This window comes from Paenarthrobacter sp. DKR-5, assembly GCF_018531425.1.
Taxonomy (GTDB): domain Bacteria; phylum Actinomycetota; class Actinomycetes; order Actinomycetales; family Micrococcaceae; genus DKR-5.
The window spans coordinates 349922-374587 of record NZ_JAHBOI010000001.1; the positions used below are offsets into that span (position 1 = coordinate 349922).

Consider the following 24666-nt stretch of genomic DNA (forward strand, 5'->3'; position numbering starts at 1 on the left):
GCCCTGCGTGGGCACCGGCTCAGGCCGTCACCTCCGCGGACTGCCGGTACCCGTCCAGCAACTGCGCGCAGCGGATGAATCCCAGGTGCGAATACGCCTGCGGGTGGTTCCCGAGGTGCGTCTCGGTCCCCGGATCGTACTCCTCCGGGAGCAGCCCGGTGGGGCCCACAAGGTTCACCAGCCGGCTGAACAGCTCCTCGGCATCGTCGTAGCGACCAACCGCCAGGTAGGCCTCGATCAGCCACGTCGTGCAAATGTGGAAGCCGCCCTCGAGCCCGGGCAGACCGTCGTCGTACCGGTACCGGAACACGGTCGGGCCGACGCGCAGTTCGCGTTCCACCGCGCTGACCGTGGCCAGGAAACGAGGATCAGCGACGTCGAGCAGGCCCGAGAGCCCGATGTGCAGGACGGCGGCGTCCAGGTCCGGGCTGTCATAAGCCACCGTGTAGGACGCCGCTGAATCGTCCCATCCCTCCTGCAGGACCTCGTCGCGGATCAGCGCCGCCAGCGGCTCCCACCGCCGGTCCGGTGTCCGGCCGTGGCGTCGCGCGACGCGCAGCGCCCGGTCCAGGGTCACCCAGCACATCGTTTTCGTATAGACGTGGTGGCGCGGGGCCCGCCGGGCCTCCCAAATGCCGTGGTCCGGTTCGTGCCACCGGGCGACGACGGCGGAAACCATCTGTTCCATCAGCTCCCACTGGAACTCGGACAGCTCCTGCTGGTACGCGCTGAGAGCATCGATCAGTTCGGCGATGGGACCGAACACGTCCAGCTGCACCTGGTGGTCCGCGGCGTTTCCGATCCGCACCGGCCGGGACCCCGCGTACCCCGGGAGGTTCTCGATGGTCGCCTCGGTGGAGAGCGGCGTGCCGGAGACCGAGTACAGCGGGTGCAGCCACTCCGGGCCCGGCGTCGACTCCAGAATCCCGCCGAGCCAGCGCAGGAAGCCTTCGGCCTCCGCGGTGGAGCCCAGGTCCACCAGCGCCTTGACCGTCATGGCGCCGTCCCGCAGCCAGCAGTAGCGGTAATCCCAGTTCCGGGTGCCGCCGATGCCCTCCGGCAACGACGTCGTGGGGGCTGCCAGTACCGCCCCGGTCGGGTCGTGCACCAGATGACGCAGGATCAGGGCCGAACGGATCACCAGGGACGGTTTCACCCGCGGAATGTCCAGGCTTCGCACCCACTGGCGGCCGTTCAGCGCTACCTGTGCACGCCGTTCCGGTTCCCTCTCCGGGTCCGGTTCGAACGGTTCGGTGTCGCCGCAGCGCAGGTTCAGCACCACCGGCCCGGCGGCAAGGTCCACCCGGGCCGTGGCGGTGCCGTGCCGGCCGTCGGTGGAGACCTCGAAGTCCACGCCCGGCGCGTACAGGGTGATCGGGTCCGAGGTGCCCATCACGTGCAGCGTGTCCCCCCGCACCTCCATGCTGAACGGGGCGTTGGCGTAGTCCGGCCGGGGCGCGAAGACAATTCGGGCGCCCCCGGTCCCGCTGAGCACGCGCACCAGGTTGGTGATCCCCTCGGGCGAGGGGTCCAGGTAGTCCGTGACTGTCACGTCCGCCCAGCGGGTCTCCACGATCATCGTGTTGTCCACATAGCGCTGGCCGAGGACCTTCGAGTCCTTGAGCGGCTCGACGCTGAAGTGGCCCGCCGGGTCCCCGCCGAGCACGTGCGCGAACAGCGAGCCTGAATCCGGCAGCGGATGCGTCATCCAGCAGATCTTGGCCTCCGGCGTCACCAGGGCGGTGGAGGATCCGTCGCCGAGCATTGAATGCCGCTCCAGGGCGACCGCCTCCTCGCCGAAGAGCCACGCCCGGCGCATCTCGAACAGCACCGCGAGGACCCTCGCGAACGCGTCGGGGTCGCGCAGACGGTGCTGGGCGACGGACCCGCCGGGGCCGACGTGGATGCCGAGGTCCGGCCCGCGGAGGGTCCTGAGGGCCAGTTCGTCGCTCGACGCGTCCCCGGCGTAGAGCGCGGCGCTGACGCCCAGCTGTGCCCGCAGCCGGTCCAGCGCTTCCCCTTTCGCGGGGGCCAGGACTGAGAGGTCGATCACCGAGCCGTCCTCGATGAAGAAAAGCCCGTGGTCCCGGGCCGCCGTCCGTGCCGCAGCCTTGGCCTCGGCGACGACGTCCGGGGCTGCCTCGCGCAGGTGGATGGCCACCGCCGCGGGCTTGCGCTCCAGGCTTACGCCGCGCCTGATGCCGAGCATCCGGGCGACGTCGTTGCTCGCGTGCTGCAGGACGGACTCGGTGCCCATCGACAGGCCGTGGGCGAAGGCCATGTCGAATTCGAGGCCATGGGAACCCACCAGATGCACCTCGGCGGGGAGCCTGGAGACAGCGGCCAGATCCCGCAGCGACCGGCCCGAAATGACGGCAGCATGCGTGCTCGGCAGGGCCGCGAGCGCGCGCAGGGCCACCGCCGCGCTGCCCAGCGGAAGGGTCTCGGTGGTGATGCCGTCGGCGGTGCACAGGGTGCCCCCGTAGTTGCAGGCCACCAGCAGGTTGGGGGTGCGGGCGAGCATTTTGAGTTCGGCGAGCATCCGCGGCGTCAGGCCGTCGTCGCCTCCCTCGGACTGGACGAAGGACCGCAGCAGCCCCAGCGGCAGCGACTTCCCGAGAAGGGCGGAGTCCGCCGTCGCCTGGTTCAGTGGAGTGGCCATGGGACAGATCCTCACGATCGTGCTGGTTACTCAGCACAGTGTCCCGCCGGAGCGTTTCACGATCATGCCGCCCCAATTGCGGCCATGTTACAGCGAGGGGGGCCCTGAAGGAACAGGGCGCCGGCCGCGGGCGGGGTCTACCATCGCTGCATGGACATCGTGGAGTTCCTCCTCGCGCGCATCCGTGAGGATGAGTCCAAGTCACAGGAGCTGCTTGCCAGGCCGTTCCTTTCCGAATCGGACCGCTGGTACGAGCAGCGGATGCTCACCGAATGCGCGGCCAAACGCGTCCTGGTGGACGTCATCGGCCATGCCCGGGAAGCCGCCCTGAACCACATGATCCTCAGCGACGACAGGGAAAGCCGGCGTCTGGCCGAGAGTATCGAGTGGACGGTCTACGCGCTCAGCGCGATGGCCCTGCCGTACATGGAGCACCCCGATTACCAGGACTCCTGGCGTTTACCGGAAGCGAGGTAGCCGGGGCGCCGGCCGGCTGCCTCAGGGGAGCGAGAGCACGCCGTCGACCCGGCGCGGAATGCGCAACGGGTTCTCCTCCCGCAGCGCCTCGGGCAGCAGGGCCTCGGGCGCGTCCTGGTAGGCGACGGGCCGCTGGAAGCGCCGGGCGGCGGTCGCACCGACGGAGGTGAACAGCGAGGTGGTGGCGGGCCACGGGCCGCCGTGGTGCTGGGCCCAGTTCACCGCGACGCCGGTGGGCCAGCCGCCGAAGAGGACCCGGCCGGCGAGGCCGGCGAGCTGCTCGGCCACGGCCTGGATGTCCTCCCCCGGCTCGGCATCGACCGTCGCGGTCAGGCTCCCCGGCACCAGGGCCAGCACCCGGTGCAGCTCCTCCCGGTCCTGGTATTCGATCAGCACAGTGGTGGGGCCGAAGCACTCCTCCAGCAGCCGGTCCGGGTGCTCGAAGACGGTGGCCGCCGAGGTCCGGAACACCACCGGCGCAGCGCCCTCGGCGAGGGCGCGCTGGTCCACGGACCCGACGACGACGTCCACTCCCGGGACCGTCGCATGCCCGCGCAGACCCTCCGGGTAGGCCTCTGCGATCCGGTCGGTGAGCATGGCGCCGGCAGGCTTTTCCCGGGAGGCAGCGGCGAGGAGCGCAGCGAAGTCCGTTCCTTCGGGCAGGAAGACCAGACCGGGCTTGGTGCAGAACTGTCCTGCCCCCAGGGTGAAGGAGCCGGCCAGTCCGGACGCGAGTTCGGCGCCGCGGGCCTCGATGGCTGCCTGCGTGAGGACGACGGGGTTGAGGCTGCCGAGTTCGCCGTAGAACGGAATCGGGTCCGGGCGGGAGACGGCCAGGTCGAACAGCGCGCGTCCGCCCGGGATGGAGCCGGTGAAGCCGACCGCTTTGATGGCCGGGTCCTGGACCAGCGCAGTGCCCGCGTCGCGGCCCGAGACCAGGCTGAACAACCCTTCGGGTGCGCCGGCACCGCGCAAGGCTTCAGCCACGAGCTCCGCGGTGCGCTCGGAAAGCCGCGGGTGCCCGGAGTGGGCCTTGACGACGACGGCGCAGCCGACCGCGAGCGCGGAGGCCGTGTCCCCGCCGGCGACGGAGAAGGCAAACGGGAAATTGGAGGCCGAGAACACCGCGACCGGACCGAGCGGACGCAGCACCCGACGCAGGTCCGGCGTCGGCGGGACCGCCGCCGGGTTGGCATGGTCGATGATGGCTTCCAGGTAGGAGCCCTCGGTGATCACACGGGCGAACAGCCTCAGCTGCCCCGAGGTGCGCGCCACCTCGCCGGCGAGCCGGGCCTCGCCGAGGTGCGTCTCCTCGTCGGCGAGGGCCACCAGTTCGGCGCTGTTCGCGTCGAGGATGTCGGCCACCGCCAGCAGCCACTCGGCGCGCCGGGCGTCGGGGGTTGCGGCCGCGATGGCCGAGGCACGGGCCGCGGCCTGCGTGATGTGGGTCAGTTCCAGTTGCGCTGTGCTCACACTGTGTCCTTTGCTCGTTGCGGTCCGCCGGCGGCGGTCAGTTTTTGAACCTGAGGCCCAGGCCCGGCAGCCCACGGTCCTCCAGCCGGCCCTGCCGGATCACCACGGGGGATTCCCCTGCCAGCAGCCCGAGCTGGCCGAAGCCTGCGTCCTCCACGTCTTCGACCCAGGCCGGCTCTGCCAGGGTCAGGGCCAGCTGGCCGGAAAGTTCGGGCAGCAGGTGCGGCGCGATCCGCAGGCTGTGCGCGCGGGCCAGTTCCACGATCCGGCGGAACGGCGTGATGCCTCCCACCCGGACGATGTTGGGCTGGATGATGTCCACGGCGCCCGCTTCGATGAAGTCCCTGAACCGGTAGATGTTGTGGACGTTCTCCCCCAGCGCGATCGGCACCGGCGAGGTGCGCCTGAGCTGCCGGTAGCCCCACAGGTCGTCCGCCCGGAGCGGTTCCTCCAGCCATTCCAGGCCGAAACCGGCCAGCCGGTCCAGTGCCCGGCGTGCGGTTGGAAGGTCCCAGCGCTGGTTCGCGTCGATCATCAGCCGCCGGTCCGGGCCGAGGACCTCCCGCACCGCGGCCACCCGCTCGGCATCCTCGGCAGGGTCGGGCTTGCCGACCTTGATCTTGACGGCGTCGTGGCCGGCGGCGACCCAGCGCCGCGCCTGCTCCACCAGCTCCTCGAGCGGATAGTGGAGGTTCACCCCCGATCCGTACACCTCGACGGCCGGTTGCCGGCGGCCGAGCAGCCCGGCGACGGATTCACCCGCGCGGCGGGCGGCCAGGTCCCACAGCGCAAGGTCGACGCCGGCCATGGCGATGGTCACCAGTCCGCCGCTGCCGGCCTCATGCAGCCTCGCGAACAGCTCATCCCAGAGCGGCTCGGCCGCGGCGTCACGCCCGGTGATGAAGGGCGCGATGTCGTGCTCCAGCAGCGCCTGCACTGCCTGCGGTCCGATGGTGGGAGTCCAGGAGAAGCCGTAGCCGGTGGCTCCGTCGTCCGTGCTGATTTCGGTCGCGATCACGTGGTTCTCGGGGGCGCCCGCACCCCAGCTGCGGGTCAGCCGCGCGGTGATCAACCGGGTACGCAGCCCGGTAATTTTGCCGTTCATCCCAGTGCCGCCAGCTCTCCGGCCAGCTCCCGGCCGGCGGCGAGGATGGTCTCGAGCTCGCGCAGCTGCGCCGGGTCCGGATCCACCAGGGGCGGCCGGACGGAGCCGACCGGCATGCCGCCGAGGCGCAGGCCGGCCTTGATCAGCGAGACCCCGAAGCCCGGCGTCTGGTCCCGCAGCCGGACCAGCGGGGCGTAGAAGTGCTCCAGCAGGGCGTTGCGGCGGCCCTCGTCCCCGCTGGCGTAGGCCTGGTAGTACGCCGAGGCGATTTCCGGTGCCATCGCAAAGGCGGCCGACGAGTAGAGCGGAATGCCCAGCCCGCGGTACGCGCCCTGGGTGAGCTCGGCGGTCAGCAGCCCGTTGAAGAACTGGAAGTCCTCCCGGCCCGCGGCCTTCACGGCCGTGACGATTTCCTGGGCCAGCCCCACGTCGCCGAGGCCGTCCTTGAACCCTATGACCTTCGGGTTGGCTGCTAGCCGCGCCATCGCGGCCGGCGTGAACCGGGCCGTTCCGCGGTGGTAGACGATCACAGGGAGGGACGTCGCGGCCGCCACCGCCTCCACGTAGGCCACGGTTCCCTCCACGGGGCCGCTGACGAGGTAGGGCGGGAGCACGAGCAGGCCGTCCGCCCCTGCGTCGTCCGCCGCACGGGCGGATGCCAGGGCATGGCCAAGCGGGCCGCCGGCCCCGGACACCACCGGTACGGCGCCGCCGACAGTCTCGACGGCCGCCCGCACCACCGTGCGCACCTCGTCGATCCCCAGCGCGTGGTACTCGCCTGTGCCGCAGGCCGGGAAGACGCCTCCCGGGGCGAAAGGAAGCCGGGAGGCGATGTGCTCGCGCAGCAGGCCGGCGTCGACCTCGTTCTTTGCGGTGAACGGGGTGACGGGGAAGAACAGAACGCCGTCGAATTTCATCGGATCTCCTGCTGGACGGGCGACGCCGGGACCAGACCCGGCTCTTCGCGGGGGACGGTTTCCACGAGTTCGGTGCGCCAGCTGCGGCGCGGCACCCAGCCCAGCAGCCGCTCGGCTTTGGCAATGGAGAACGCCGGGCTGGTGCCGGTCAGCCCGGCTGCGGCTTCTGCCGTTCCGGGCACGAACAGCGGCAGCAGTTCGCTCAGCGGCCGGCGGGCCAAGGCGTCGGCGGCTCCGACGAAGAACGTCTCGCCGTTCGGGATGGAGTCCATTTTCTGCAGCAGCAGGTCCAGGAACTCCGCCACGTCCCGGGCATCGACGTAGTTGAACAGCGCCGGCGCCGCGAGAGACGGGTCATCGAGCCGTTCGCGGACAGTGTGTCCCTGCTGGGTGGGTGCGCCCCGCCACTCCTCCGGCGAGATGACGAAGCAGGGGCGGAAGGCGGCGTAGCGAAGCTGCCCGCCCCGCTCGGCGGCGAACATCCGGGCCGTCTGTTCGGCCACCAGCTTCGAGAGCGCATAGGCGTTCCACGGCCGCGGCTCCGTCCGTTCATCCAGCGGGAGCCGGTCCGGCCGCCAGCCGGCAGGCGAGCCGTAGCCGAGCACGGTGGGGCTGCTGGCAGTGACGATACGGCGCACACCGGCGTCGGTCGCGGCCCGCAGGACCGCGTACGCGAGCGCCGTGTTGGTGGCGAGGATGACCTCCTCCGGCGCGCTGAAGGGGACCGCAATCGCGGCAAGGTGGATGACCGCGTCGGGCCGGTGCGCATCGATGATCCGCCGCGCCTCCCCCGCGACCAGCAGGTCCGCTGCGACCTGGGTGACTCCTGCGGGCATCCCCGCTGCGGTCTCCCGGTCCACTGACGCCACCGTGTACCCGGCGGCGGCCAGCCCTGCCACGACGCTGCGTCCCAGCCGGCCCGCGCCGCCGGTTACCAGCACCGAACTCATCGCCCCGCCGCCCCTCCGGGCCGGCGCCGCAGGTCCGCGCCCAGACCCAGGTCGGCCACCTGGACCGGAAGCCCGCTTTCCAGCGACCGGTTCCCGGCAATCCCGACGGCGACCGAGCGCAGGCCGTCGATATACCCGGAGGGCCGTCCGAGCGGGTCCTCGCCGGGGCCGTTGAAGACGTCCGAGAGCAGCAGCGTGTCACCGCCGCCGTGTCCGCCTGCGCCGTTGCGGATGGGCACCTCGTAGGCGGCCTCCCAGTGGCGCTGGACCACCAGCCGCTCGCCGTCGCGGCGCACCTCGTCCGGCTGGTCCACCGGTGTCGCGCTGGGATCCACCACCACGTTGCCTTCGGCGTCGCGCAGCACCGCGGCGCGCTCGACCACTTCCAGTTCCGCGCGGCCTTCGGTGCCGTTCACCGCCACCCGGTAGCCCTCCCAGGGGCTGTGCGCGTTCAGTGAGTAGCTCAGGGTGGGGCCGCCGTCATAGTCCACCACGAGCGCGAGATTGTCCTCGATGGTGATCCCGGGGGCAAAGACGTCCTGGTCCCGGCGGTAGCCGTCGAACTTCTCGTTTTCCAGGTACAGCCGGCGCAGCTTCTCGTCCCGGCGCAGGTCCAGCGCGAAGGGGTCCGCCGCTGCGGCGTCGTCGGTTCCCCTCTCCGGCCGCGAACCAAGCCCGCGGGCGGCGGCGTTCGCGTCGCCGTAGAAGCGCAGGCCGCCGGAGGCGTAGATCCGGCGCGGTGAGTCGTTGATCCACCAGTTCACCAGGTCGAAATGGTGCGAGGCCTTGTGGATGAGCAGGCCGCCGGAGTTGGCCTTGTCCCGGTGCCAGCGCCGGAAGTAATCCGCGCCGTGCACCGTGTCGAGCACCCAGCTGAAGTCGACCGAGGTCACCGTGCCGATCACGCCGCTCTGGATGATCTCCTTCAGCGCGCTGTTGCGCGGGGAATACCGGTAGTTGAAGGTCACCACCACGTTCCGCGCGGTGCGCGCCACGGCCTCGGTGATCCGGCGGCAGCCGTCGGCGTCGATGGTGAGCGGCTTTTCGACGACGACGTCGGCCCCGGCGTGCAGCGCCTCGACGATGTACCCCGCATGGGTGTAGTCGGGGGTGGTGATGATGACCCGGTCGATCCCGTTGCCCGCGATGAAGGCCGCCAGGTCCAGGGGGTCAAAGGCGGCAACTTCGGCGGCCTCCGGCGCCAGCTCGGCGGCCAGCGCGCGGTAGTACTCCACGCGGCCCGGGTTCACGTCGCCGACGGCAACAAGCTCGGCGACGTCGGAGTGGGCGCCCAGGATCGCCTTGATGTACATCTCCGCCCGGGAGCCTGTGCCGACCAGGGCGAAGCGGGTGCGGAGGCGCCGCGCCGCGTCGCCCGGCTGGGTGGAAGCCGCGGGAGCGGCGTCGACGGTAACCATGAGTGACAGACCTTTCGAAGGGAAGACCGGCATCGTCGCCGGAGGAACCGCCGGCCGGAGCCGGCTGAGAAATCGTTTTCTGAGCCAATGTGAAAGTTCTACCCCCTCCCGTCCGCCCCCGTCAACCGCGCCTCCCGGGCCCCGCCCCGGCGACGCGCGCGGCTTCGATTGACCGCCCGCCGGCCGCGCTGGTACTTTGCTGGAAAGCGCTTTCTCACGTGAGGGGCGGCATGGCTGGGAGCACCGGCACCAACGGCGGCCGGAGCTGGCCGCACACCCTGGACCTCATGGTCTTCGGCGGGGACTACAACCCCGAGCAGTGGCCTGCCGAGGTTTGGGCTGAGGACATCGCGCTGATGCGCCAGGCGAAGGTGAACCTGGTCAGCGTGGGGATCTTCTCCTGGGCCCTGCTGGAGCCGGAGGAAGGCCGCTTCGACTTCGGCTGGCTCGATCAGGTGATGGACTCGCTCCATGCCGGAGGCGTTCGGGCCGCCCTGGCCACCGGAACAGCGGCGCCCCCGGCCTGGCTGGTCGCCACACCGGATTCGACCTGAGCCTGGACCTTCCCGGCACGCCGTTGCTCGGCAGCGCCGACGGAGGCACCGTTCAGCTCGCGGCCGGGGCCGTCGCGGTGCTGCAGGAGGACTGAGGAAACCGGCTGACAGACATCAGATGCGTCAGGGCGCAGATTGTGCTTACAGTGCGGTAGGACCACACTCCAACGACAGCGAGGTTGCCATGAGCCAGTACGTCCCGCCCGCCCTGAAGCGCCGCTTCCCGAAGGTCGCCGACCTGGCGCCGCTCATGCAGTTCAAGACGCCCCGGTTCGGCACCGAGGCCCGCGTGCAGGCCGCCAACACCATCTGGGACCTGCGGGACATCGCCAAGCGCCGCACCCCTGCCGCCCCCTTCGACTACACCGACGGCGCGGCCGAGGCGGAGATCACGCTGCGCCGGGCGCGGGAAGCGTTCCTGGACCTGGAATTCCGGCCCGGCATCCTGCGCAACGTCGCGGCGGTGGACCTGTCGACCGAAATCCTCGGAGCGACGTCGTCGATGCCCTTCGGCATTGCCCCGACGGGCTTCACCCGGATGATGCAGTCCGAGGGCGAATACGCCGGTTCCCGCGCCGCCCGGGACGCCGGCATCCCCTACACGCTCTCCACCATGGGCACCGCGTCCCTCGAAGACGTCGCCGCCGCCGCCCCGGACGGCCGCAACTGGTTCCAGCTCTACCTTTGGACCGACAGGGACCGCTCCATGGCGCTGATCGAGCGCGCCGCCCGGGCCGGCAACGACACCCTGATGGTCACGGTCGACACTCCCGTCGGCGGAGCCCGGCTGCGCGACGTGCGCAACGGCATGACCATCCCTCCGTCGCTGACCCTCAAGACCGTCCTCGACGCCTCGTACCGGCCCGCCTGGTGGTTCGATTTCCTCACCCGCGAGCCGCTGTCCTTCGCCTCCCTGTCCCGGTATTCCGGCACGGTGGCCCAGCTGATCGACTCGATGTTCGACCCGACCCTCAGCTTCGAGGATCTCGCGTGGCTGCGCGAGACCTGGAAGGGCAAGCTCGTGGTCAAGGGGCTGCAGACCGTGGATGACGCCAAGCGTGTGGTCGACTATGGCGCGGACGGCATCGTTCTCTCCAACCACGGCGGCCGGCAGCTGGACCGGGCGCCCATTCCGTTGCACCTGTTGCCCGACGTCGCCGCCGCCCTGAAGGGCAAGACGGACATCATCCTGGACACCGGCATCATGAGCGGCGGCGACATCATCGCCGCCATGGCGCTCGGGGCGGATTTCACCCTGGTCGGCCGGGCCTACCTGTACGGACTGATGGCCGGCGGCCGGGCCGGGGTGGACCGGACCATCGAGATCCTGCGCGGCGAGATGACGCGCACCATGAAGCTGCTCGGGGCCAACAAGATCTCCGACCTGAACCCGGACCATGTGCGCCTGCTCGGCACGCAGTAACGGGCAAGGCAGTGAGAGATCAGGCAGCAACAGAAAAGGCAGTGACGGAAAAGGCGCGATAGGAAAGACTGAGGCCATGGCACTTGCACCCACGATTGAGCTCAATGACGGCTTCGCGATCCCGCAGCTGGGCCTGGGAACCTGGCCCCTGAACGACGAGGAAGTCGCCCGCACGGTGGTCACTGCGGTGGAGGCCGGCTACCGGCACATCGACACCGCGGCCAAGTACGGCAATGAGCGCGGGGTCGGTGTGGGCATCCGCAGCTGCGGCGTGGACCGGTCCGAGGTCTTCGTCACCACCAAGCTCGACGGGACGTACCAGGGCGGCGAGCGCGCTGTCGAAGGCCTCGACGGCTGCCTGAGCCGTCTGGGGCTGGACTACGTGGACCTGCTCCTGATCCACTGGCCGCTGCCGCAGCGCAACGAATTCGTCTCGACGTGGAAGACCTTCGAGAGGCTGCAGACCGACGGCAAGGCGCGTTCGATCGGGGTCTCCAATTTCAAGCCCGCGCACCTGGACCGGCTGCTGGCAGAGACCGGAGTGGTCCCGGCCGTGAACCAGATCCAGCTCAGCCCCGCCGTCCCGCGCACCGTCCAGCGCGCCTACAACGCCCAGCACGGGATCGTCACCGAGTCCTACAGCCCGCTTGGCGCCGGGAGCGACCTCCTCAACGCGCCCGTGCTGGGGCGCCTCGCGGACAAGCACGGCCGCACGCCCGGCCAGATCGTGCTGCGCTGGCATGTGCAGCAGGGCTTGGTTGCCATCCCGAAGTCCGCCAACCCGCAGCGGCTCCAGGAGAACCTGGATGTCTTTGGCTTCACTCTCGACGACGAGGACCTCGCTGCCCTCGCCACCCTCGACGAGGGCCCCGACGCTGGCATCGACTCCGATGTCCAGGGCCACTGAGCCGGGGCTGTTCGCCGGCGACGGCGGCAGCTTCGTTCCGCTGCCAGCGCGGGAATCGTCCGCCCGGCTCCCCTGGCTGAGCCTGCACCCGTCCGCAGCCCAGCTACCGGCCCCGCTGGTGCTGGTCCTGCCGGGCGGCGGCTACCAGCGCCACGCGGACCATGAGGCCGGCCCGGTGGCCGACTGGCTGAACAGCCTCGGCCTGCATGCGGCCGTGCTGCGCTACCGGATCGGCCCGACGCGGCACCCCGAACCGCTCCAGGATGCACTCGCCGCCCTTGCCTGGGCGCGCTCCGGCGGCGCCGGAGACCTGGTCGACACCTCCCGCATCGGGGTGCTGGGATTCTCCGCCGGCGGCCACCTCGCCGCGACCCTGTGCACCGGCGGGGAGGACCCAGCCGGGGACCGCCCGGATCTGGCAATTCTGGGCTATCCGGTGGTCTCCTTCCACACCGAGCCGCACGAGGGGTCGGTGCGGGAACTGCTCGGGCCGGACGCGCCCGAGCAGCCGCGGCGCGAACTATCGGCGGAACTGAAGGTGGACGGCCGCACCCCGGCTACCTTCCTGTGGCACACCGCGGAGGACGCGTCGGTGCCCGTGTCCCACAGCCTGGGCTATGCCTCGGCGCTGGCCAAGGCCGGCGTTCCGGTGGAACTGCATGTCTTTCCCCACGGCCGGCACGGGCTGGGTCTGGCGGCGGATGAGCCCGGCGCGGGCCAGTGGCCCGAGCTGTGCGGACGCTGGCTTGCCGGCCGCGGCTGGACTACCGCGTCCTAGACCGGGCAGGCGCCCGGCTCCGGTTTCCGGTCAGTCGCGGCGGCGGCGCAGCTTCGGCAGGTTTGCGAAGACCTCCGCGGCCTTGTTGGCGGCCTGCCCGATGCTCCGGCCGATCTGCTGGGAGGTCACGGTGCTGGAGGCGGCCGGGCGCCGTGCTGCTCCCCCGGCCGGCGCCGGCACCGATTCGACCAGGGCCGCCGCGGAAAGTCCCGTCTCCTGGGCCCGGCCGCCATTGGCCTCCGCCGCTGCAGGCTGCCCGTCCGGGTGGACACCGTCGGGTTGCGGCGCGGCGGGGACCGCGCGCCCGGGAACGTCGAACGGGTCAAGCCACTCCGCGATGCCGAGCAGGGGCTTGCTGGAGAGGCTGTAGTAACGCTTCTGGCCCTGGGCACGCATCGTCACCAGGCCTGCCTCGCGCAACACCTTCAGATGCTTCGAAACAGTGGGCTGGCTGGCCCCCAGTTCCTCGACCAGCTCCCCGACGGCCTTGTCGCCGGCCCGGAGGGATACGAGGATGTCACGCCGAGTTGCCTCCGCGATGACGGCAAACACGTCGTCAATCACCATGCCCCTACCCTAGCGATATATGCGCGGCGCGGCATTCCACGGCGCCCGACGGCGGCTGCGGGGCGGGTCAGTCGAACCACGGGTCCAGCCCGTGCAGCGGGAAGAGTTCCTTACGGGTGGCCATCACGGTCCGGTCCACCTCGTCGTTGGGGTCGTAGCCGACCTCCCAGGACCGCCACCAGATGTCCACGCCGTCGCCCATCACTTCCGGGGCGACTGCGCCGTATTTTTCCTGCACGTAGTCCCGCCAGCGCTGCGGCACCGCTGCCCCCACCGGCAGGGGCTGTCCGGCCGCGATGGCGATCAGGTGGGTCCAGGAGCGCGGCACCACGCTGGTGAGTTCGTAGCCGCCCCCGCCGGTGGCGAGCCAGCGGCCCTCGCACAGCCGCGTGGCCAGGTCGGAGATGCTCAGGGCCGCTTCCCGCTGGCCGTCCACGCTGAGGTTGAGGTGGCTGAGGGGGTCCAGCCGGTGGGAGTCGCAGCCGTGCTGGCTGACGATGACTTCCGGTTCGAAGGCGCCCAGCAGCTGCGGGACGACGGCGTGGAACGCCCGCAGCCAGGCGGCGTCCTGCGTCTCCGAGGGCAGGGCCACGTTCACGGCCGTCCCGCGGGCGTCGGGCCCGCCGACCTCGTTGGCGAAGCCGGTGCCCGGGAAGAGCTGCAAGCCGGTCTCGTGCAGCGAGATGGTCATCACGCGCGGGTCGTTCCAGAAGATCCTCTCGGTGCCGTCGCCGTGGTGCGCGTCGATGTCCACGTACGCCACCCGCGCCACTCCCCGGTCCAGCAGCCGCTGGATCGCGAGTGCGGCGTCGTTGTAGATGCAGAACCCGCTCGCCCTGTCCCGCTTGGCGTGGTGCATGCCGCCGCCGAAGTTGACCGCGTGCAGGGCGCTGCCGTCGAGGATGGCCTCGGCCGCGGCAAGCGACCCGCCGGCGAGCCGGGCGCTCGCTTCATGCATGCCCGCGAAGGCCGGGTCGTCCTCCGTGCCCAGCCCGCGGGTCTCGTTGGTGCTCTCGGGGTGCTCGCTGGCGAAGTGCACCGCCTCGATGTAGTCCCGGTCATGCACCGCGGCCAGCTCGTCGTCGTCGGCAACATAGGGGGGAACCACGGAGACTTCGTCCAGGTCGAACAACCCCAGGCTTCGGGCGAGGGCTTCGGTGAGGTCCAGCCGGACCGGCGACATCGGGTGCTGCGCCCCGAAATCGTAGGCGGTCATCGCCCGGTCCCAGACGACCTGCGTCGGGAGGGCCAAGCGGCGCTGGCTGGGATGAATGGACATCACTGACAGGCTACGCGATTGGTCGATTTGGCCGCCACGCATGACCATGGAAAGTGGTTTACTACTCAGTACAGCCCGCGAGCACGCTCCAGGCCCGGAATGAAAGAGAACGATGCCCCAGAGTTCGACAGCGTGGCACCCGCCGCAGCAGGAGGGGGGACCGCTGAAGGTCCTGCTCGCTGCCCGGGATTTCGTGGACCGGCTCGCCGGTTCTTCGCCTGCCCGGCTCGCCCTGGGCGCGTTCGCGCTGATCATCGTCGTTTTCGCCGCCCTGCTGTCGCTGCCGGCCGCAGCCGCGGACGGGCGCGTCACTCCGCTCCACGACGCGCTCTTCACCGCCGCCTCGGCCGTCTGCGTGACCGGACTGACCACCGTGTCGACGGCGGCGCACTGGACCTTCTTCGGCCAGCTCGTCATCCTCCTGGGCATCCAGGTAGGCGGGTTGGGCATCCTTACCCTGGCCTCCGTGCTCGCCCTGACCGTCAGCCGCCGGCTCGGCGTCCGCGGCAAACTCATCGCGCAGGAGGCCATGAACGCCGGCCGGCTGGGCGAAGTGGGCACCCTCCTGCGCATCGTCGTCTCCACCTCGGCCCTGATCGAACTGGTGCTGGCGGTGGCGCTGGCACCCCGGTTCATGCTCCTGGGGGAATCCTTCTGGCCCGCGGTCTGGCATGCCGTCTTCTACGCGATTTCCAGCTTCAACAACGCCGGCTTCACCCCCCACTCGGACGGCGTTGTCCCCTACGGGCACGACCTGTGGATCCTCGTCCCGCTGATGGTCGGCGGGTTCATCGGCAGCCTGGGCTTTCCCGTCCTGATGGTGATCCGGCAGACCGGCCTGCACCCCAAGTTCTGGAACCTGCACACCAAACTCACCATCCAGGTTTCCCTGATCCTGCTGGCCGCCGGCGCCGTGCTGTGGGGGGCCATGGAATGGACCAACCCGGCCACGATCGGCAACCTGGGCACCGGGGACAAGGTGCTTCACTCGGTCTTCGCGTCCGTGATGACGCGGTCCCTCGGGTTCAATTTGGTAGACATGAACCACATCCACTCCCCCACCATGCTGCTCACCGACGCGCTCATGTTCGCCGGCGGCGGCTCGGCGTCCACCGCCGGCGGCATCAAGGTCACCACGCTGGCCGTCATGTTCCTCGCGATCGTCGCCGAGGCCCGCGGCGACGCCGACGTGAAGGCCTACGGGCGCACCATCCCGCAGGGTGTCATGCGCGTGGCCATCAGCGTGATCGTGCTGGGAGCGACCCTGGTCATGGTGGCCACCGGGCTGCTGCTGGCCATCAGCGGCCAGTCACTGGACCGGGTGCTCTTCGATACCATCTCCGCATTCGCCACGGTCGGCCTGAGCACGGGCCTGACCGCAAGCCTGCCGCCCGCGGGCGTCTACGTGCTGACCGTGCTGATGTTCGCCGGCCGCGTAGGCACCATCACCATGGCCACGGGCCTGGCGCTGCGGCAGCGACGACAGCTGTTCCACTACCCGGAAGAGAGGCCGATCATTGGCTGACAAACCAGCAACATCGAACCGCCCCGCCCACAACGCGCCCGTGCTGGTGATCGGCCTCGGCCGGTTCGGGGCCTCGACAGCGCAGCAGCTGGTCAAGCAGGGGCGGGAAGTCCTGGCCATTGAGCGGGACCCGTCGCTGGTGCAGAAGTTCGCCGGGGTGCTCACGCACGTCGTGGAGGCGGACGCCACGAACATCGATGCCCTCCGCCAGCTCGGCGCGCAGGACTTCAGCTCCGCCGTCGTCGGCGTGGGCACCTCGATCGAATCGTCCGTGCTGATCACCGTGAACCTGGTGGACCTGGGCATCGAGCACCTGTGGGTCAAGGCCATCACGCCCTCGCACGGGAAGATCCTGACCCGGATCGGCGCCAACCACGTCATCTACCCGGAGGCCGACGCCGGCGTTCGGGCCGCCCACTTGGTCGGCGGCCGGCTGCTGGACTTCATTGAGTTCGACGACGACTTCGCCATCGTCAAGATGTACCCGCCCAAGGAGACCCAGGGTTTCACGCTCGGGGAGTCCCAGGTCCGCTCCAAGTACGGCGTGACCATTGTGGGCGTGAAGTCCCCGGGCGAGGACTTCACCTACGCCCGGCCCGACACGAAGGTCTCCAGCCGCGACATGCTCATCGTGTCCGGCCACGTGGACCTGCTCGAGCGCTTCGCCGCCCGGCCGTAGGCGCTACCCGCCGAGTTGGCGGGTGATCTCGGCGGCTCGGGCGGCAGCGGCCTTCGCTCCGGCCTCGATGATGCCCGGGAGCCCAAGTTCGTCGAAGGTGGCGATGGCCCGCTCGGTGGTGCCGTTGGGGCTGGTGACCGCGCGCCGCAGCGCCGTCGGGTCCGCGCCCGGCTGGGAGAGCAGCAGCCCGGCGCCGGCCACGGTCTCACGGGCCAGGATGAGGGCCGTATCGGCGTCGAGGCCGAAGCTGCGGCCGGCGGCAGCCATTGCCTCGGCCAGGTAGAACGCGTACGCCGGCCCGGAGCCGCTGATCGCGGCCACCGCGTCCTGCTGCTCCTCCGGAACCTCCAGGACCACGCCCGAGCCCTCGAAGACCGCCCGTGCCGCTGCCAGATGGTCCGGCGTGCAGGAGCTGCCGGCGGAAAGCGCCACGACGCCGCGGCGCACCTTCAGCGGGGTGTTCGGCATGGACCGCACCACCGGCTGGCCGTCGGGCAGCGCGGCCTCCAGCTGGGCCAGCGACACGGCGGCGGCGATGCTGACCACGACCGTGCCGGGGCGGAGGGCCGGGGAAATCTCGCGGGCCAGGTCGGCGATGTTCACCGGCTTGACGCCGAGCAGGACGACGTCGGCTCCCTGCGCGGCCAGCTTGTTCGCGTCCGGCTCCTCCGCCCCCGCAATTGCGGTGATGCCGTGCGCCGTGGCCAGCTCCTCGGCGCGCTCCGCCCGGCGCACCGTCGCGATCACCGCCGTCGGGTCCGTCCCCGCGGCGATCATGCCGCCGAGGATGGCCTCGCCCATGGAACCGCAACCAAGGAAAGCAACGCGTGAGAAAGTGTCAGCCATGGTTCCATCTTGCCACGGGAGGCTCCGCCTACCCCCGGGCAGGCCTCCCAGCGATTTCCCAGCCTATTTCAGGCGATATCCCAAAATCCGCCGGTAGGTTCTTAATTACCTCATAAAGGTGCGAGTGATGACGGGCTGGCTTCCCCCAAGGCTGGCCCGCGGCACCGGAGAGCGTTCGGAACGTTTCCCCCAAGCGGTCCGCCTGTCTCTCCGGTGCCTTTCGCGTTTAAGGGCCAGATGCCGCAGGCTACCGCGCGGGCAGCTGGAGCGGACCTTCGAAGACCAGCTGGTCCAGCCGCCGCAGGATCAATCCCTCCCGGAGCGCCCAGGGGCAGATCCGCATGGCCGGCAGCTTGAACGTCTTCAGCGCCGCCTCGGCCACCAGCGCGCCGGCGAGCAGCTGGGCGGCACGGGCCTGCGAAACTCCCGGCAGGCTTGCCCTGTCCTCGGCCGCCATCGCCGCGAGCCGGTGGGTCCACAGCCGCAGATCCTGCAGGCGCAGCTCACGCTGCACGTACGGGCCGGCCGCGCTCGGGGCCGCCCCGGTTATCCGGGCCAGCGACCGGAAGGTCTTGGATGTGCCTGCCACCAGGTTGGGGATGCCCGCCTTCTTGAAGGGCTTCGCGGCTGGCTTGAGTGTGTCCTTGATGTAGGCCCTGAGCTCCTTGACGGACCGGGCCGTCGGCGGGTCCTCGGGCAGCCAGTCCCGGGTGAGCCTGCCGGCGCCCAGCGGCACCGATGCTGCGATTTCGGGCAGCTCATCGGCGCCCATGGCCATCTCGAACGAGCCGCCGCCGATGTCCAGCCCGAGCACGGTGCCGGCTCCCCAGCCGTACCAGCGCCGGACCGCGAAGAAGGTCATCGCGGCTTCAGCGTCACCGGGAAGCTCGGTGAGGGACACCCCTGTCTGCTCGACCACGCGGTCCAGCACCGCGGCGCCGTTGCCGGCATCGCGGACCGCCGAGGTGGCGAACGCCAGCAGATCCTCCGCCGAGTGCCGGGCGGCGAAATCCCTGGCCTCGGCCACGAAGCTGACCAGCTCGTTCTGGCCTTCCGCGCTGATGTTGCCTGCCTCGTCGAGGTGGGCCACCAGCGAGAGCGGCCGCTTATGCGAGGCGAACGGCACAGGCCGCGCACCGGGGTGGGCGTCCACCAGCAGCAGGTGGACGGTGTTGGATCCGATGTCCAGAACGCCCAGGCGCACGCCTCCCCCTCCCGCCGGCCCGCGTTACTTCTTGGCGGCGGTCCGCCGTGCCGGGCGCTTGGCCGGGCCCTTCGCCCGCTTCTCCGCCAGCAGCTCCAGAGCGCGTTCGCGGGTGAGCTGCTCGACGTCGGTGTCCCGGGGGACGGTGATGTTGGTGACCCCGTCGGTGATGTAGGGGCCGAAGCGGCCCTCCTTGACGACGACGGCCTTGCCGGACACCGGGTCCTCGCCGAACTCGGCCAGCGCTGCCGGCGCCGCGCGGCCGCCGCGGGTCTTGGGCTGGGCGTAGATCTCCAGCGCCTGTTCGAGGGTGATCGTGAAGATCTCCTCCTCGGAACCGATCGAACGCGAGTCCGTGCCCTTCTTCAGGTAGGGCCCGAAGCGGCCGTTCTGGACCGTGATTTCCTTGCCTTCGGCGTCGGTGCCGAGCACGCGCGGCAGCGACATCAGCTTCAGTGCGTCCTCGAGCGTCACCGTTTCCACGCTCATGGACTTGAACAGGGAGCCGGTCCGCGGCTTGACCTTCACGGGCTTCTTCGGCGGCTTCGGCTTGCCGTTCTTGTAGTACTCGACCGGCTGGTTGGCCAGTTCCTCGGCCGTGGGCTCCGCGATGACCTCCGTGACGTACGGGCCGTAGCGGCCGTCGCGCGCGACAATGGTCCGTCCGGTGTCAGGGTCCACGCCGAGCTCGCGCTCCTCCGGCCCGGAGGAGTTCATCAGCTCAACCGCCTTCTCGGCGGTGAGCTCGTCCGGCGCCAGGTCCTCGGGCACATTTGCCCGGGCCGGTTCGGTGCCCTCGGGGGCGTCGGCCGGGACGGGCTTCTCCAGGTAGGGCCCGAACTTGCCCACCCGCAGCACAATCCCCGGCGCGATTTCCACCGAGTTGATTTCCCGGGCGTCGATCTCGCCCAGACCGTCGACAATGGCGTGCAGGCCCTTGGCGGACCCGTCACCGAAGTAGAAGTGCTTGAGCCAGTCGGCGCCCTGCTGCTCCCCGCCGGCGATCCGGTCCAGGTCCTCTTCCATCTCGGCGGTGAAGTCGTAGTCCACGTAGTCGTGGAAATGCTCCTCGAGCAGCCGCACCACGGAGAACGCGGTCCAGCTGGGCACCAGCGCGGAGCCGCGGCTGCGGACGTATCCGCGGTCCATGATCGTGGAAATCGTGGCGGCGTAGGTGGACGGCCGGCCGATGCCGCGTTCTTCCAGCGTCTTCACCAGCGACGCTTCGGTGTACCGCGGCGGCGGGGACGTCTCGTGCCCGACGGCGGTGATGTCGGCAGCGGTGAGCGCGTCCTGCGCCGTCAGGGCCGGCAGCCGGCCGCCTTCGCCGTCGCCGTTTTCGGCGTCTTCGCGGGCCTCGTCGCGGCCTTCCTCATAGGCGGCCAGGAAGCCGCGGAAGGTGATCACGGTGCCCGAGGCGCTGAATTCGGCGTCCCGGCCGTCCGCGGCGACGGCGCCGAGCTTGACCGAGGCGGTGGAGCCCTTCGCGTCGGCCATCTGCGAGGCGACGGTGCGCTTCCAGATCAGTTCGTACAGGCGGAACTCGTCGCCGCGCAGGGCGGAAGCCACCTGTCCCGGGGTGCGGAAGGAGTCCCCCGAGGGGCGGATGGCCTCGTGCGCCTCCTGGGCGTTCTTGGACTTGCTCGCATAGACGCGCTTGGCCTGGGGCACGTATTCGGGCCCGTACAGCTCGGAGGCCTGGCGGCGGGCGGCGTTCACGGCCTGGTCGCTCAGGGCGGACGAGTCCGTACGCATATAGGTGATGTAGCCGTTTTCGTACAGGCGCTGCGCGACCTGCATGGTCACGCGCGCCGAGAAGCGGAGCTTGCGGGCAGCTTCCTGCTGCAGCGTGGAGGTGGTGAACGGGGCGGCCGGCCGGCGGGTGTAGGGCTTGTTCTCCACCGAGCGGACCGTGAAGTCCGCGTGCTCCAGCGCCGCGGCCAGCGACGTGGCAGCGGCCTCGTCCAGGTGTGCCACGTTGCGGCCGGTCAGCTGGCCGACGTCGCTGAAGTCCCGCCCGGAGGCGACCTTCGCGCCGTCGACGGCGGTGAGCTTGGCCTTGAAGCGTTCCTCGGCGGAGGCGGCGGGGGCAAAGAGCCCGGTCAGGTCCCAGTAGGAGGCCGAGCGGAAGGCCATCCGCTCGCGTTCGCGCTCGACCACGAGCCGGGTTGCCACGGACTGCACGCGCCCGGCGGAGAGCCCGCGCTGGATCTTGCGCCAGAGCACCGGGGAGATCTCGTAGCCGTACAGCCGGTCCAGCACCCGGCGGGTCTCCTGCGCGTCGACCAGGGCGGCGTCGACCTCGCGCACGTCGGTCAGGGCGCGCTGGATCGCTTCTTTGGTGATTTCCGGGAAGGTCATCCGGTGGACGGGGACCTTCGGCTTGAGCACCTCGAGCAGGTGCCACGCGATGGCCTCGCCTTCGCGGTCACCGTCAGTGGCGAGGTAAAGCTCGTCGGCATCCTTGAGCGCCGCCTTGAGCTCGGCCACCTTCTTCTTCTTGTCGCTGGAGACGACGTAGTAGGGCTCGAAGTCGTTGTCGATGTCGACGGCGAACTTGCCGACGGAGGTCTTCTTCAGTTCCGCGGGCAGGTCCGAGGGCTGGGGCAGGTCGCGGATATGACCCATCGAGGCTTCGACTTCGAAGCCCTCACCGAGGTATCCGGCGATGGTTTTTCCCTTGGCCGGCGACTCGACGATGACGAGCTTCTTACCGGTCTTGCTCCTGGCCTTTGTGGGCACGGTACTCCTATGCAGAACAACGATGCGGGCGCTGGCGGCCCACAACAGCCTAGTTCACCACATTTTCAGTGTCCCCGTGCATCCGGTTGACTCAGTCCTTGCGGTCGGGGACCAATGTGACCATCATGTACATCTTCTGTGCGCCCGCCGGCCCCTCGTGCACTCCCGCAGGAAGCCGGTACTTCTCCTGCAGCTCTCCGATAGCGGCCGTCAGGTCCTTCGCCTGGGCGTCAGTGATCCACAGCTTGGTGGAAGCAAAGGCGGCCGGCGGCAGCTCGTGCGCGTCCGTGATCCCGGCCGTGCGGCGGAGGAAACTGTGAATCCTCTCACGCACCGCGTTCAGGGTCAGGTCCACCACCGCGGAGGAGGCGACCAGCGACGACGGCCCGGGCACGTGCCCGGATTCAGGCGCTCCGATGCGGAGCGAATCCCCTGCCGCCTTCCAGTGCCGCTCGCGCGCGTCCCCGCCGCCCTCGGCCCGCACCACGTACCCCCACTTCTCCAGCGCGCGCAGGTGGTAGCTCATTGCACTGGGCGAGAGGCCGAAGCGGCCGGCCAGGTCCGTGGCCGTGTAGCTGCGTTCGGTGCCGAACAGCTCGTCGATGACGTCCAGACGGACCTGGTGGGCGAGTGCGCGGATGGCGCGTGGATCCGCGATGCGGACCTCGCGCGGCTCATGGCCGAGCCGTTCGGTGCGCCGCTCGCGCAGCCGCCGCTCGCGCGCGGTCTCCTCACTCATGGGATCAGCATAGCCAGACCTGAAAGAAGCGCTTGATATCCCTCGGTTCCGGGCCAGGAACCCGTATCAGGCTGTGGCAGGCAGCAGGAACCCGTCGCGGACGAGGTTGGCGGCGTCGTCGAGCAGACCCTGCCGGAAGTCCGGATCCTCCCGGTCCAGTAGCGCGGCGAGCGCGCCGGCGATCTGGCCCGCGGTCAGCTCGCCGTCGCACGCGGAGACGAAGCCGGCAAGTTCCGAACTGAGCAGGTTGGTCCGCCGCAGGCCTGCCCCCTTCCGCAGCAGGATCACGCCCGGGTGTTCCGCGCCCGGCCGCTGGTGGCGTTCCTCCGTCACATCGTCGGCCACGAGCAGGTGCGCGGCCGCGAGGTCGTGGCCGGACAGCCAGTCGGCGCGTTCGACGGCGGCCGCCAGATGCGGCCCGAGCGGCTGCTCCACGGGGTAGGTGATCTCTTCGAACCGCCGCAGGGTCACCGCTTTCCCCGCCGGCGGGCGCCGCAGCCAGACCATCCCGAAGCCGATGCCGGCGACCCCGCGGGAGGCGAAGTCGGCCAGGTAGGCACCATACGCGGCCTCGAAGAGGTCAGGGTCCCGGTTCTCCGAGGCGTCCTGCAACCAGGTCTCGGCATACTGCTCCGGGCCGAGCTGTTCGCGCTGGATGATCCAGGCGTCGACGTCGTCGGCGAGCCAGGACGAGGGGCGCTCCTGCGAGCTTTGGCCGCCGCGGACTTCCCAGTTACCGAGCAGCTGGGCGTGGCCGCCGGGCGCGAGGACCGCGGGTATCCCGCGGATGAGGCCGGCCACCAGGTCGTCGCCGGCCATGCCCGCGTCCCGGTAGGTGAAGCGGTCCTCGGCGGTCTCGTTCTCCGTCCGCGGCGTGATCACGAACGGCGGGTTGGAGACCACGAGGTCGAACTGCTCCCCCGCCACCGGTTCCAGCAGGCTGCCCTGCCGTAGGTCAACCCGGGCGGACAGGTCGGCCCGGTCCAGCCCGAGCACCTCGGCGTTGAGCAGCAGGTTGAACCGGGTGAAGGCCAACGCGCGGTCGGAAAGGTCGGTTGCGACGACCCGGTCCGCGTGGTGCAGCAGGTGGAAGGTCTGGATGCCGCAACCGGTGCCGAGGTCAAGTGCCAGCCGGGCATGGCGGCGGATGGTGGTCTGGGCCAGCGTCAGCGAGGCGTGCCCGATGCCGAGCACGTGATCGCGGCGGAGCACACCCGGGCGCTGGTGCGCTGCGAGGTCGCTGGCCACCCAAAGTTCCGCGCCGCCCGTCCCATCCTCGTTCCGCTCCCAGCCGTACGGCCTCAGGTCGCAGGAGGCGAGCATGCCGTCCGCCGTCCGCGCGGCCAGACCCATCCGTCTCAGCCCGTCCGCGCCCACGGAGGGGAGGGCCGTTTCCACGTCCGCCGCGGGGACCGGGTCCGCCAGCAGCCACAGCCTGACGAGCGTCCCCAGCGGGTCCCCGGACCGGCCGCGGAGGGCGAGCCGTGCCGGCAGCGGCTGGTCGCGGTTGAAAGCCGCATAGGCGGACTCGCCCAGCAGCGCAGCGACGCCGTCCACCGTGTAGTTGGCCGCCCGGAGGTCGGCCGCGAGAGCTTCGAGCCGGTCATGGTCTGCGCTGGAGGGGACGTCCGCCGGGGCGGTCTTGTCGTTGAAAGGCACGTCTGCAAGTGTAGGCGGCTGTCCCCAGGCGGGCTCGCGTCCGGCTGGCCCGACGGCGGCTCTGGCGTCGGGCGTGACGGCAGTGTTGCCGGTAGGAACGGCCGGACGTAGCGTGCCTGCATGGTTCGCGCGCGCCTGCTTCCGGTCAGCACTGTCCGGGTCAGCACTGTTGGGGTCAGCACTGTTGGGGTCAGCACTGTCCTGGTCAACGCTGTCCGGACACGGCCGCGGCGTGCGGCGGCCGTGGCCGCGGTGTGCCTGCTGCTGGCCGGGTGCACGGACTGGAACGAGCCGGGAAGCGGGACTCCCTCGCCGGCGTGGTCGCCGTCCAGCCCGGCCGCCGTCGTCCGCACTCCAGGGGACGGCAGCGGAGGCCCGCTTCGGTCCCGCGGCCCGCTGCCGACCGCGAGGCGGGACATTCTCGTCTGGGCCGATTCGGCGCTGCCCGAGGGAGGCGGACAGACCTTTGCCCAGGCGTTTGCTCCGCTCGCCGGCGGCGCCGCTGCCGTGGAAAGGACCCTGAGCCACCTGCCGGTGGGGACCTACCGGATGCAAATGGCGTGCCTTGGCGAGGGCCGGGTGAACTTCTCCGTGGCGGCCGCGGCCAGGGCGGGAGCCTCGGCGGTGCTGATCGACGTCGACGTCGACTGCGGCACGACGGCGACGCGCCTGATCAGCATCTCAGCGGACAGCGTGGTGACCATCACCGTCGCCGCCCGCGGCGAGGACGCCGTGACGGGCTACCGGCTGGCGCGGGTCTGA

General features: G+C 70.4%; 20 protein-coding genes and 1 pseudogene. 8 read left to right on the forward strand and 13 right to left on the reverse strand.

Annotation, left to right across the window (positions count from 1 at the left end):
- Positions 1-19: 19 nt before the first annotated feature.
- Positions 20-2662, reverse strand: a complete 2643-nt coding sequence (locus KIH31_RS01715; protein ID WP_214425325.1) for a trehalase-like domain-containing protein — start codon at positions 2660-2662, stop codon at positions 20-22.
- 150 nt (positions 2663-2812) lie between these two features.
- On the opposite strand from KIH31_RS01715, the gene KIH31_RS01720 reads away from it, so the two are divergent.
- Positions 2813-3139 carry a DUF6221 family protein gene (locus KIH31_RS01720; protein WP_214425326.1) on the forward strand — a complete coding sequence of 109 codons (327 nt, stop codon included), beginning with the start codon at positions 2813-2815 and terminating at the stop codon, positions 3137-3139.
- 21 nt (positions 3140-3160) lie between these two features.
- Here the strand turns inward: KIH31_RS01720 and KIH31_RS01725 are convergent, their stop codons facing one another.
- Genes KIH31_RS01725 through KIH31_RS01745 form a run of 5 tightly spaced genes read right to left on the reverse strand, consistent with a single transcriptional unit; the run spans position 3161 to position 9002 of the window.
- Positions 3161-4612: an aldehyde dehydrogenase (NADP(+)) gene (locus KIH31_RS01725; protein WP_214425327.1), complete on the reverse strand. Its 1452-nt coding sequence runs from the start codon at positions 4610-4612 to the stop codon at positions 3161-3163.
- Between the two features lie 37 nt (positions 4613-4649).
- Complete coding sequence (locus KIH31_RS01730; protein WP_214425328.1) at positions 4650-5717, reverse strand: mandelate racemase/muconate lactonizing enzyme family protein; 1068 nt, start codon at positions 5715-5717, stop codon at positions 4650-4652.
- Entirely contained in the window at positions 5714-6634 is a 921-nt protein-coding gene (locus KIH31_RS01735; RefSeq protein ID WP_214425329.1) for a 5-dehydro-4-deoxyglucarate dehydratase, read from the reverse strand. The genes KIH31_RS01730 and KIH31_RS01735 overlap by 4 nt, the downstream gene beginning before the upstream one ends.
- Positions 6631-7584: an NAD(P)-dependent oxidoreductase gene (locus KIH31_RS01740; protein ID WP_214425330.1), complete on the reverse strand. Its 954-nt coding sequence runs from the start codon at positions 7582-7584 to the stop codon at positions 6631-6633. The genes KIH31_RS01735 and KIH31_RS01740 overlap by 4 nt, the downstream gene beginning before the upstream one ends.
- Positions 7581-9002, reverse strand: a complete 1422-nt coding sequence (locus KIH31_RS01745; RefSeq protein ID WP_214425331.1) for a Gfo/Idh/MocA family protein — start codon at positions 9000-9002, stop codon at positions 7581-7583. Before KIH31_RS01745 ends, KIH31_RS01740 begins: the two co-directional genes overlap by 4 nt.
- Positions 9003-9232: 230 nt before the next feature.
- Here KIH31_RS01745 and KIH31_RS01750 point away from each other — a divergent pair.
- The 4 genes and pseudogenes from KIH31_RS01750 to KIH31_RS01765 all read left to right on the forward strand — a co-directional run.
- Positions 9233-9535 (forward strand): annotated as a pseudogene (locus KIH31_RS01750) (beta-galactosidase); the annotation flags it as partial.
- A 205-nt stretch (positions 9536-9740) separates the two neighbouring features.
- The gene (locus KIH31_RS01755; RefSeq protein ID WP_214425333.1) at positions 9741-10979 is read left to right on the forward strand and encodes an alpha-hydroxy acid oxidase; all 1239 of its coding nucleotides are present in this window, start codon (positions 9741-9743) and stop codon (positions 10977-10979) included.
- A gap of 76 nt (positions 10980-11055) precedes the next feature.
- Complete coding sequence (locus KIH31_RS01760; RefSeq protein WP_214425334.1) at positions 11056-11886, forward strand: aldo/keto reductase; 831 nt, start codon at positions 11056-11058, stop codon at positions 11884-11886.
- Complete coding sequence (locus tag KIH31_RS01765) at positions 11870-12664, forward strand: alpha/beta hydrolase (protein ID WP_214425335.1); 795 nt, start codon at positions 11870-11872, stop codon at positions 12662-12664. Before KIH31_RS01760 ends, KIH31_RS01765 begins: the two co-directional genes overlap by 17 nt.
- Before the next feature lie 30 nt (positions 12665-12694).
- Here the strand turns inward: KIH31_RS01765 and KIH31_RS01770 are convergent, their stop codons facing one another.
- Together KIH31_RS01770 and KIH31_RS01775 are read right to left on the reverse strand one after the other, a co-directional pair.
- Positions 12695-13231 carry a helix-turn-helix transcriptional regulator gene (locus KIH31_RS01770; protein ID WP_214425336.1) on the reverse strand — a complete coding sequence of 179 codons (537 nt, stop codon included), beginning with the start codon at positions 13229-13231 and terminating at the stop codon, positions 12695-12697.
- A gap of 67 nt (positions 13232-13298) precedes the next feature.
- A complete protein-coding gene (locus KIH31_RS01775; protein WP_214425647.1) occupies positions 13299-14447 on the reverse strand; it encodes an acetoin utilization protein AcuC in 1149 nt (382 codons plus the stop codon).
- Between the two features lie 175 nt (positions 14448-14622).
- Between KIH31_RS01775 and KIH31_RS01780 the strand changes: the two genes are divergently transcribed.
- Both KIH31_RS01780 and KIH31_RS01785 read left to right on the forward strand, forming a co-directional pair.
- Entirely contained in the window at positions 14623-16035 is a 1413-nt protein-coding gene (locus tag KIH31_RS01780) for a TrkH family potassium uptake protein (protein WP_214425337.1), read from the forward strand.
- 40 nt (positions 16036-16075) lie between these two features.
- Positions 16076-16714 carry a TrkA family potassium uptake protein gene (locus KIH31_RS01785; RefSeq protein WP_214425648.1) on the forward strand — a complete coding sequence of 213 codons (639 nt, stop codon included), beginning with the start codon at positions 16076-16078 and terminating at the stop codon, positions 16712-16714.
- Between the two features lie 3 nt (positions 16715-16717).
- On the opposite strand, the gene proC is transcribed toward KIH31_RS01785, so the two are convergent.
- The 5 genes from proC to KIH31_RS01810 form a co-directional block, all read right to left on the reverse strand.
- Positions 16718-17560 carry a pyrroline-5-carboxylate reductase gene (gene proC / locus KIH31_RS01790; RefSeq protein WP_214425338.1) on the reverse strand — a complete coding sequence of 281 codons (843 nt, stop codon included), beginning with the start codon at positions 17558-17560 and terminating at the stop codon, positions 16718-16720.
- 247 nt (positions 17561-17807) lie between these two features.
- Positions 17808-18764, reverse strand: coding sequence for a Ppx/GppA phosphatase family protein (locus tag KIH31_RS01795; protein ID WP_214425339.1), 957 nt, complete (start codon positions 18762-18764; stop codon positions 17808-17810).
- Positions 18765-18788: 24 nt separating this feature from the next.
- Positions 18789-21506 (reverse strand): type I DNA topoisomerase, encoded by a 2718-nt coding sequence (gene topA, locus KIH31_RS01800; RefSeq protein WP_214425340.1) that lies wholly within the window; start codon positions 21504-21506, stop codon positions 18789-18791.
- Positions 21507-21597: 91 nt separating this feature from the next.
- Positions 21598-22245: a helix-turn-helix transcriptional regulator gene (locus tag KIH31_RS01805; RefSeq protein ID WP_214425341.1), complete on the reverse strand. Its 648-nt coding sequence runs from the start codon at positions 22243-22245 to the stop codon at positions 21598-21600.
- Positions 22246-22311: 66 nt separating this feature from the next.
- Complete coding sequence (locus KIH31_RS01810; protein WP_214425342.1) at positions 22312-23904, reverse strand: methyltransferase; 1593 nt, start codon at positions 23902-23904, stop codon at positions 22312-22314.
- 120 nt (positions 23905-24024) lie between these two features.
- On the opposite strand from KIH31_RS01810, the gene KIH31_RS01815 reads away from it, so the two are divergent.
- On the forward strand, positions 24025-24666 hold the full coding sequence (locus tag KIH31_RS01815; protein ID WP_214425343.1) for a hypothetical protein: 642 nt from the start codon (positions 24025-24027) through the stop codon (positions 24664-24666).